This window comes from Limnoraphis robusta CS-951 (genome assembly GCF_000972705.2).
On sequence record NZ_LATL02000050.1, the window covers coordinates 1 to 7,968 of the forward strand.

Here is a 7,968-nt window from a genome sequence, read left to right on the forward strand (position 1 = left end):
AGCAGTTTGTTATATCTTTGAGAAGCACAACCAAAAACAGCAAGAACTCACCCAGTTTAATTTATTAACCTCCTCCTTTGCCGCCTCAGACTTTAATTTGCGTTTCGATTGGCAAAACCGGGAGAAGCGGTTTGCAGCTTATCGGGTCTTGCGTCTGTTAAAACCCAGTGATTTTTTACAATCCATCGCTTTAATCGATAGCTACACTCAACGGATGGAAGCAATAGAAAAGGGAAGTTCTGCCGATCAACTCCCCTCGGTGAGTATGAGTCGGAATCGAATCTTGAATTTAAGCCAAGACCAATATCAAAAATGGTCGGAACCGATTTCTATTGGGTTAGAAAAAGCCGCACGGTTTTTACACGAACAGGCAATTTTTGACGCGGATGATTTACCCTATCCCATGCAATTGGTGGTGATGGCGCCGTTATTTGTTCTTTTGGGAGAACAGGTCAAGTTAGATTGGGTGAGAACTCAAGTTTTACAATGGTTTTATTGTGGTGCGGCATCGGGAACTTATTCACGGGGAAGGGAAGGAAAAGCGGCAAAGGATTTGATTGAAGTTCCCCAGTGGTTGCAGGGTGGAAATGTACCCGCAACGGTACTCGAAGCTTTTTTAACGGAGGAACGGTTGCAGAATTTAACCAATTCTCAGGGTTCAACCTATCGGGCAATTTCGGCGTTGTTAAGACGGGAAGGGGCGTTAGACTTTTTCAGTGGAGAATCGATCTCTCTCCAAGAAAAAGGTATTGGAGGAAAACCCAAAATGGGATGTGGCGTATTTGTCCCTTTTAAGCATAGATAGGACAAGAAATGACTGCAACTTCAATTCAATCTAAGATCTACCTTCATCTTGACGCATCCGATACTACCCTGATTCATCGTGCAGGAATATTAGGATTATGGATGACCTTAAAGCAACTCGAAAAACGATTTCCTCACCCATCGCAACGTCTAGGAAAACTCTCATGGGAATTGACCCCAAACAGCATTAGTCTGGATTGGGAAGGGCAGGATAAGGCTGTCTTGGATTGGCTACTCAAACAAGCATTTCAAATCGATGAGCGAGGCTTAATTTCATTAACAGGGTTAGATCCTCAATCGATGTCCTTAATCAATAGAGTTCACTTGCAAGAAGTTTTGAGTCAAACTTTATTACAATACAACAAAAATTTAACCTCAATCGCTAGTCAATATAAAGGTTTAGGAATCAACATTGAGAAAATTGCACCTTATTTATTTCTCGAAATTTTGATAACCCTTTCGATCCCCTGGCAATTCTATTTATTGCTTAAGGTCAATGCGAATGATGCCAATCATTCGGTCAATTTCAACAAATTCTCTGGCAATGTGAACCCCATACAACCATCTCTCCCTTCAGTATTCGTTGGAAAGTTCGCTATCAGTTCCAAGAACAAGGAGAGTCAGTTTACGAAAAATGGGATGAAGTTCAAAGAATTCGTATCCCACAAAATAAGAGTCACAATGCCGAGGATTATATTGATGATGATGTGATGGGATTTATGGAAACCGAAGCGGCTAAAAAAAATCAAAAAGGTACAATTAATGCTCGTCGAGGAGCGTTGGGAATAAATCGTGCTATTTCTTTGACTCCTTACGATGGAACCACTTTTACATATTACAATAGTCGAGAAAAAGACAATCTTTCTATTCACCGCACAAATGTACATAACACCTGCTATCAATATTGCTTTGCGCTAGATTCAAATCACCTTATTAATAAATCTCGTATCATTAATGTGATCGATGCTTTGATTAATCTGGGTCAAGTCGGTGGACATTATAACGACTCTTTGTTCGACTTTTCCCCAGAAAGTGTTGTTTTTAGTTGGACCAACGATAATTCCCCTCGATTTCTTTACTGTTTTCAACAGGATGATGAGAATCAGAAAGTCATTGCTCCCAAATTAGTCGAACAAGTGGATGGGGGAGATATTGAAGCCAAAGAATTATGGATTGGTGGAGAAATTGTCAATCAACTCAAAATTGAAAATGCTCATATTTTTAAAGTAGTTAAAAACATGGCAGAAGAACTTAAGGACAAAATTATTCAAGATTTAGATTTGAAAATATCAACATCAGAGTCGGATTAAAAATTATGAAATCGGTGACTATTTATATTGATGTTCCCACAGCTACCTTTCGCCAATCTCATGCTAGAGAGTATGGGAAGACTTATCTCTATCCACCTCACTCAACGGTGTATGGACTCTTACTTTCTTTGGTTGGAGAAATGGATCTCGAAAAGCATTGTGGTGTTCAACTGGCGATCGCAATGCTCTCTCAACCTGCCAAATCTAAAACCATTAGGACTGTACATCGCTTTAAGTTTAAACTCAAAAATCACGAAGGGAATAAGCGACCAGATTATCAAGAAGTATTAACGGATATTCGTTTTATTGTGTGGGTGAAGTCAAACCAAGACAAAAACAATCCAAGTTTACCAGAAAGACTTGAACAAGCATTATTAAATCCTGACTCGATCAAACGATGGGGTGTACTGTACTTGGGGGAAAGTGATGATTTATTGACATACTCCCCATTTCTAAAGAAAGGGGATTCTCCAAGCCTCACGGCTTTGGATTACTGATTCATTGACAACCCTTACAGCAAGCTAGTTTCCTAACCTACTCTTTGAGGGGTTCGTCTCCCCAGTCGTTCATCCCATTTCAGAGATAGTTTCGGTATGCCCTACCGTACTTGAGAAAAAAATGCTTGATTCTCTGTACTTGGTGCTTTAAGGTTTTATATGGCCAAAGCATTCAGAGCAAGAACCCCGTACCTTAAGTTTTCAAGGTTCATTGCATCGATTAGATGCTGGGTTTTTCAACTGGTTGAATACCCTGCCAGTAGAGTTATTCTAGCATTAGAAAGAGCCTTATATCCCCATACCTGAAGGTAGGGGCGTGTGCGGCAAACTTTGGGTAATTTTTCATCAAGCTGGAAAACTTGCTAAAGACAATGGAGAGTTAGCCGAAGAACCGATTAAACTGACGCTGAGGATCAACAAATCTATATAGCCCAGAAGAAAGTAAATCTGTGCCGGGTAATATCTGTTTGAACATTGACTCATCTGACGCTCTCAATTTTAAATATTGACTAAACCGGGGTAAACTAGAGACTTTCATCCAGTGGATATCCAAACGTTCTCAGCCCCATCTATTCCCAAAATCATCAAGACGACTCTCATTTGAACATCAAGGACAAAGACTCATGAAAAACTCTTCCCCTTCCCCCAAAATTCAAGCTGAGATGGATTTACTGGATGCACTGTTTGATAGCGATCAGCCCTATGCTTGGAACTTCTCTGAATTTGACTCAGAACTCGATCTTTGTGAACTCGACGAACAACTCGCCCTCTGTGATTGTTTAACCGACGAAGATGTACAACAGAGGTTACAAACCCTACTGACTCAAGTCGAAGATTTATGGTCTGTCACCACTCTAGAAAAATCTCTCCTGCGAAAATTTGCTGACTGCGTTCCTCAACACCTACTCCAACAACTCGCTCAAAACGCTATCCGCCTCAAGCAACAAGTCGGTCATGTGTCAGCTAGCTTCGCCGAGCAACTGGTACAGTGTACCCAAGAGATCTTACCGCACTGGCAAGAAGAAGACTTACAGGTTTTAGCCCGTCCCTTTGCCTACGCGATGCGGGGAGGAGAAACCGAACGACTGGAATCTACCCTAAATACTGCAACCGCAGTACAATGGCAAGACTTATCTGACCTCGAACAAGCAAGAATGGGTTTAGCGATCGCCCGTTATGCCTTAGCAGAATTAGAACAAAATTCTTAACCGTCTTCAGCATCACAACAGTCAACTCCAGAATCTTTGAAGTCGAGCAAGCCCATCGGAATCTGTCCAATATCTTGGCTCTCACACCGAACTCACACCCGCTCATCAAGCTCGAAGTCTGAATTCTTCCTGAAATACAAGCCTCTAAAACGCCTGTCTCACTCCTCAAGCGCAATGCTTGACCGTTTTCTCGAAAAAACTTCTCCTCCATTCCTGAGCGCTAGGATAGAAAGAGAACGAGTGTTCAATTGTAAGAATTGCGGTGTAAGCATTGACCGTGATTTGAATGCGAGCCTAAATTTAGAATTGATGCCGGAGGCTATTCGGTTTAAGCCTGTCTGACCGGGTACTGCCGACAGTCCGGGGTGAGGCACCGAACGAAACATTAATACGGTTTATACCGTGTTATATCAGTTTTCGATAGCAGCTAGCGTTTAAGCGTGCATCTGGCTCCTTGTTTGAGGAAAAATCCAGTTGTACATCTTTTCAAACCCCCGAAATGGATGGATTCATGCGTCCTCGTCAAGGCTTGATTGAGACTTTTTCCACGTTCATACAATTTACAGAGGATTATTTTAACAGTTGGGTGACTGACCCTAAACTGCGTCGCAGTATGGATCGCTGTCTAAAGACACAGCCCCAATCTCCCGGATCAGAAAAGTTTTGGGTGCATTATTGGCATAAACAGTGGCAAACGGCATCCTCAACCGCCCAAGCCCATTTACTGGCCTACCTGCAAGAAGCTTGCTACTGGAGCGCTCGTAAAACGGTGAAAGCAGGCTTTGCCGGGATGAATTTGAGTCTTGCAGATTTATTTCAAATCGCCCTCACCCAAGCTGAACGCATTCTCAATGGATTTAACCCTGATCGCGGTTCAACGCTCAAAGATTACGCCAGCGTTGCTTTTAAGTCAATCATTCGGGATATTCTTCGCCAACGCCGAGAAACCGATATTTGTAGCGACTGGGCGCTCTTACGAAAACTTAGTCAGAAGCGACTGCGAGAATCTCTACAAAACGCCGGAATTAGCTCAGAAAATCAACTAGAAGAGTATATTTTGGCTTGGACTTGCTTCAAAACCCTCTATGTCCCCGCTCAAGCCACTGGAAGCCGTCAACTGACGAAACCTGATCCGGCAACCTGGGAAGCGATCGCCCAACTGTATAATCAACACAAACAAACGCAATTATCCCAACACATCCCATCCGGTTCTCCCGCCACTCTCGAACGTTTGCTGACTCAATGTGCTAAATGGGCCAGACTCTATCTTTATCCGGCTGTCAGTTCCCTAAATATCCCCAAAGCAGAGGGAGAGACGCGAGAAATTGTTGAGGACATCCCCGATCCCAGTCAGCCCATGTTAGCGGAATTAATCGCCCAAGAAGAAGCCCAAGATCGACAAACCCAACAAACCCAACTCAAGCAAATTCTAACGGACGCTCTCGCACGCCTCAAGCCTGACGTTTTACAAATTCTGCAACTTTACTACGCTCAAGAGTTAACCCAGCAGCAAATCGCCCAACAACTGGAGATCCAGCAATATACTGTTTCCAGGCGCCTCAGCAAAGCCAGAGAAGCCCTCCTCAAAGCCCTCGCCCAATGGAAACAAAACACTTTAGGCGGAGATTTAACCTCAGAAGCGATCGCTGAGATTAGTATACTTCTAGAAGAATGGTTACACAGTTACTCGTGGGAATAGCTGCTTCCTCGATTACCATAAAAACTGAAAATTATCAAGGTGATTAATGAATATTCAAACTCCAGATTGGGTTAAACAGGCCGTATTCTACCAAATCTTCCCTGATCGTTTTGCCAAAAGTGAAAAATCCCGCTCTGAATTTCTAATGATGCCCAACTGGGAAGAATGGGATACACCCCCCACTGTCCAGGGCTACAAAGGCGGTGACTTGTGGGCTGTTATCGAAAAATTAGATTATATTCAAGATCTCGGCATTAATGCCATCTACTTTACACCGATTTTTCAGTCAGCTTGCAATCACCGTTATCATACTCACGACTACTATCAAGTTGACCCAATTTTAGGCGGAAATAAAGCGCTCAAAGCACTCCTTGATGCGGCTCACGAACGCCATATTAAAATAGTCTTAGATGGAGTCTTTAACCACGCCAGTCGCGGTTTTTTCTTCTTTAACGATATCTTAGAAAACGGCCCTTATTCTCCCTGGTTAAATTGGTTTAAAATCGAAGGCTGGCCTTTATCGCCCTATGATGGCAGCCAACCTGCAAATTATGTCGGTTGGGCAGGAAATCGGGCTTTACCTGCATTTAACCATGATAATCCCGAAGTGCGAGAATATATCATGCGGATTGCAGAATATTGGCTGGAATTTGGCATTGATGGTTGGCGGCTAGATGTTCCCTTTGAAATCAAAACTCCGGGTTTTTGGCAAGAATTTCGTCAACGAGTCAAAGCCGTTAACCCGGAAGCTTATATTGTCGGGGAAGTATGGATAGACTCTCGTCCTTGGTTGGATGGAACCCAATTTGACGGTGTGATGAATTATTTATTTACAGCACCTACAATTGCCTTTACAGCCGGAGAACGAGTCCGAATGGATTTAGTAGAAGGGCTTTCTTATTATCCCTATCCAGCGCTTTCTGCGGCTGAATATGCGGTCAAAATTCACGAGTTGTTAAACCTTTATCCTTGGGAAATTCAACTCACCCAATTGAACCTACTCGATAGCCATGATACTGCTCGTTTACTCTCTGTTGCTAATGGAGATAAAGCTAGTGTAGAACTCGCGACTTTATTATTACTGACATTTCCCGGTGCGCCGAGCATTTATTATGGAGATGAAGTGGGTTTAGCCGGAGAACTTGATCCAGACAGTCGGCGAGGATTTCCTTTTCAAAAGGCCTGGGATGAACAAACGCTGAATTATCATAAACAGTTAATTGATCTTCGTCATCAATATCGGGCTTTAAAAATCGGCGGTTATCAAATCTTGTTTGCTGAAGGTTTAGTTTATGGGTTTGCTCGGATTTTCGAGGATGAAGAAGTGATTATTGTCGTTAATAGTGCCACTCAATCTGTTAATATAACGATGCAAGCAGGTTCCCTCAAATCTCGTCCTGAAAAAGTTTTATATGGTCATGCTGAACTTTCTTGGGAAGGAGAAAACTTAACGTTAAATCTGCCTGAACGTAGCGGTTGTATTTTAGCAGTTGCGTGACTCTGTTCACTGTTACCATTTTATTAATCAGAAGCCAACTTTTCCGATCTCGTTTACAGTGGAAAATATCATGGGGCGTTGAACGGTGAAGAACAGCGCGATCGCAGTGGGAATGACATACAACGATGTACAAAAAATCGTCAAGCAAGATCACGAGTTATAGCACTGCGCTATGTCCGATTAATTCAGGATAATTTTTTAGGGGGCGGGTTCTTTACAGTTAACAGTTGTAGGGGCAATTCATCAATTGCCGATACCCATTTTTTGCCGATTGTCTTTTGTATGATTATTTTTTGAATTTCATTTTAAAATTAATCAGGATTCTACTCATGTATTGGAAATTTCTGATCAAAATCTCAAAAATCTGTTTAATGAGTTCACTACTGGCTTTTTTGACACAAGAATTCACTCAAAGTTCTGTTAATGGACAGTCTCTGAGCGCTCAAACAGTTGAATCTAATAACAATTCATGTGATTCACTTCCCCAAAGTCAACAATTAACTTCTTCATTTCAACTGAATAATCCCCAACTGATTGAAGCGCAACGTCTGAACCAAACCATCAAACAGTTATATGATCAAGGTTTGTATGCTCAAGCTATTCCTTTAGCCGAACGTATTCTATCAATTTATCAAGAAACGATCGGAGAAAATACTCTCGAGCTTACAGAAATTTACAATCGACTAGCTAATTTGAATAGTAGAATTAATAATACTACCAAAGCTGAAATTTTTCTGAAGGAAGCTCTCGAAATTAGAGAGTCTATTTTAGGAGAAAATCATCCAGCCGTCGCTCAAATTCTTAATAGTTTAGCAGAAAACTATAGAATACAAAACAAATATTATGAATCCGAATCTCTTCAGAAGAGAGCTTTATCAATTTATCAAGATAATTGTGGAGAACATAATATTTTATTGATCAATTCATTAAGTAATTTAGGTCTCCTTTATAT

At 41.7% G+C, this 7,968-nt stretch carries 9 protein-coding genes; all 9 read left to right on the forward strand.

Translation table 11 applies throughout. The features are described from left to right. A partial coding sequence (locus WN50_RS03865) for a type I-MYXAN CRISPR-associated protein Cas6/Cmx6 (protein WP_281062662.1) occupies positions 1 to 805 on the forward strand: 805 nt, incomplete at its 5' end. 8 nt (positions 806 to 813) lie between these two features. Beyond that, a complete protein-coding gene (cas8a1, locus tag WN50_RS03870; protein ID WP_049557959.1) occupies positions 814 to 1,515 on the forward strand; it encodes a type I-MYXAN CRISPR-associated Cas8a1/Cmx1 in 702 nt (233 codons plus the stop codon). Continuing rightward, positions 1,515 to 2,114 carry a hypothetical protein gene (locus tag WN50_RS03875; RefSeq protein WP_152964697.1) on the forward strand — a complete coding sequence of 200 codons (600 nt, stop codon included), beginning with the start codon at positions 1,515 to 1,517 and terminating at the stop codon, positions 2,112 to 2,114. The genes cas8a1 and WN50_RS03875 overlap by 1 nt, the downstream gene beginning before the upstream one ends. A 5-nt stretch (positions 2,115 to 2,119) precedes the next feature. Continuing rightward, complete coding sequence (gene cas5 / locus WN50_RS03880; RefSeq protein ID WP_082172292.1) at positions 2,120 to 2,611, forward strand: CRISPR-associated protein Cas5; 492 nt, start codon at positions 2,120 to 2,122, stop codon at positions 2,609 to 2,611. A gap of 623 nt (positions 2,612 to 3,234) precedes the next feature. After that, positions 3,235 to 3,819: a hypothetical protein gene (locus WN50_RS03885; RefSeq protein WP_046281799.1), complete on the forward strand. Its 585-nt coding sequence runs from the start codon at positions 3,235 to 3,237 to the stop codon at positions 3,817 to 3,819. A gap of 174 nt (positions 3,820 to 3,993) precedes the next feature. Then, positions 3,994 to 4,161 carry a zinc ribbon domain-containing protein gene (locus WN50_RS35800; RefSeq protein WP_082172293.1) on the forward strand — a complete coding sequence of 56 codons (168 nt, stop codon included), beginning with the start codon at positions 3,994 to 3,996 and terminating at the stop codon, positions 4,159 to 4,161. A 157-nt stretch (positions 4,162 to 4,318) separates the two neighbouring features. Further along, positions 4,319 to 5,518, forward strand: a complete 1,200-nt coding sequence (locus WN50_RS03890; RefSeq protein ID WP_235440828.1) for a sigma-70 family RNA polymerase sigma factor — start codon at positions 4,319 to 4,321, stop codon at positions 5,516 to 5,518. 46 nt (positions 5,519 to 5,564) lie between these two features. Beyond that, positions 5,565 to 7,016, forward strand: a complete 1,452-nt coding sequence (locus WN50_RS03895) for a glycoside hydrolase family 13 protein (RefSeq protein WP_046281798.1) — start codon at positions 5,565 to 5,567, stop codon at positions 7,014 to 7,016. A gap of 371 nt (positions 7,017 to 7,387) precedes the next feature. Then, positions 7,388 to 7,968, forward strand: a 581-nt coding sequence (locus WN50_RS03900; protein WP_160315348.1) for a tetratricopeptide repeat protein, incomplete at its 3' end; no start/stop codon positions are given.